This is a genomic window from Pseudomonas protegens, from assembly GCF_003732485.1.
In the GTDB taxonomy this organism is placed as follows: Bacteria; Pseudomonadota; Gammaproteobacteria; order Pseudomonadales; family Pseudomonadaceae; genus Aquipseudomonas; species Aquipseudomonas protegens_B.
Map to the genome: position 1 here is coordinate 1 of NZ_MOAK01000039.1, position 1,808 is coordinate 1,808.

The window sequence follows — 1,808 nt, forward strand, 5'->3', positions numbered from 1 at the left end:
CTGCAGCCCGGTGACGTGCTCAACACCTGCGCCGACGTCAGTGCCCTGGAAAACCTCATTGGCTTCGGCCCCCAGGTGCCCCTGGAGAAAGGCTTGGAACGCTTCGTCGACTGGTTCCAAAGCTACTACCAAGATCCGCCCCCCCTCGACTCGGTGACGTATTCAACAGCCGAACCTCAAGGACGCTCAATGTCATAGCTACCCCCCTCAATAAATGGAGCACCACAGGACATGGAAAGATCAATCTCACGTCGTTTGGATGAACAGACTGCACCGCTACCGGCGCGCAACGTTGCTGCGCCCGGTGAGACAGCACTGTTCAACAAGATAAAGGCCGCCACCCAGCTTCCACAATATGGCTGGTTGACTGGCCGCCAGGGTGGATGCCTCTGGGCCCTGTCGATGACCAATCGTTTGATTTCGGCGCTGCTCGCGTCGTTCATCCTGTTGTTGATCTCACCACTGATGCTGCCCATTGCCCTGATGATCAAACTTGATAGCCCGGGGCCGGTGTTTTTCGTACAACAGCGCACTGGTTTTCGCGGCCAGCGTTTTGCCATGTACAAGTTCCGCACCATGGTGTTCAACGCCGAAGCCTTGAAGGACTCGGTGCGCCACCTGAACAAGCACGGCCCAGATTCGGTGGACTTCAAGATCGATCGCGACCCGCGGATCACCGGCATCGGCGGCTTCCTGCGGCGCACCAGCCTCGACGAGCTGCCGAACCTGATCAACGTGGTGCTCGGCCAGATGCGCATCGTCGGCCCACGGCCCACCTCGTTCCACGCCAGCACCTATAAGGATCATCACCTGGTCCGTCTGAGTGTCTATCCGGGTGTCACCGGTCTGTGGCAGATCTCCGGGCGTAGCGATATGGACTTCGACCTGCGGGTCACCCTCGACAGGACCTATATCCTCCAGCAGAGCCCTTGGCTGGACCTGATGATCCTGATCAAGACCTTCTTTAAAGTCTGTAACGGTCAAGGGGCGAGCTGAAATGCTGACTACGGCGCTTGCCAACCTGAGCATTCGCAATCCCGCCGAATGCAACCTGATCACTCCCGTGCTTGATCAAGCCTCTCAAGTGCTTCTGGTGACAGCAGCCAGTCCCGGTGAAGGAACAACGACCAGCAGCCTGGCCCTGGCCAATGAACTGGCTCTTACCACGGGGGATCGAGTACTGCTGATCGATAGCAGCCTGTCGGCAAACGGGATAACTGAAACTCAGGCACTGACTTCTCGGCTGGGTTTTCTGGATCTGCTACTGAGTATAAAACCGCCGGGGTTAATAGATTGCATCGTGCAATCAAGCAACGTGAGTTTCGACTTCCTGCCATTGGGCCAGGGCGATCTACACAAACAGCGCCTGAACATTGATCCACTACAGAAACTATTTCGCACGCTGATCAAGGAATACCGGTTCGTGATCATCGACGGTGACCCGGTGTACGGCAACGATGACACCCTCACCCTGAGCAGTCAGGTTGATGCGGTTGTACTGGTGGTCTGTGGTGAAAAAACCAGCTGGGAAGTAGCTCAAAGTGCAATGCAGCGATTGACACAGGCACAGGCGCGGTTAATGGGCTGCATATTCAATAGACGTAAACACTATATACCCCAGTGGATAGTCGATCGTATTTGACGGGATGGCGGACATGAACAGATTGATCCTTTACCCATTGGCCCTGGCGTTGTTGAGCTTTTCAATTTCAGCTTGTTCAAACAAGGACACAAGACAGATACCCGTGCAGATTCTCAGTGCTTCGGCCGTCCACGCCCAATTGACCGAAGTAACGCCCATCAAGCAG

At 55.6% G+C, this 1,808-nt stretch carries 2 protein-coding genes and 1 pseudogene; all 3 read left to right on the top strand.

The features are described from left to right. A pseudogene (locus BLX41_RS09350) lies at positions 1–198 on the top strand (hypothetical protein); the annotation flags it as partial. Between the two features lie 33 nt (positions 199–231). After that, on the top strand, positions 232–996 hold the full coding sequence (locus tag BLX41_RS09355; protein ID WP_123724657.1) for a sugar transferase: 765 nt from the start codon (positions 232–234) through the stop codon (positions 994–996). 1 nt (position 997) lies between these two features. Beyond that, entirely contained in the window at positions 998–1,642 is a 645-nt protein-coding gene (locus BLX41_RS09360) for a CpsD/CapB family tyrosine-protein kinase (RefSeq protein ID WP_123724658.1), read from the top strand. Positions 1,643–1,808 lie beyond the last annotated feature (166 nt).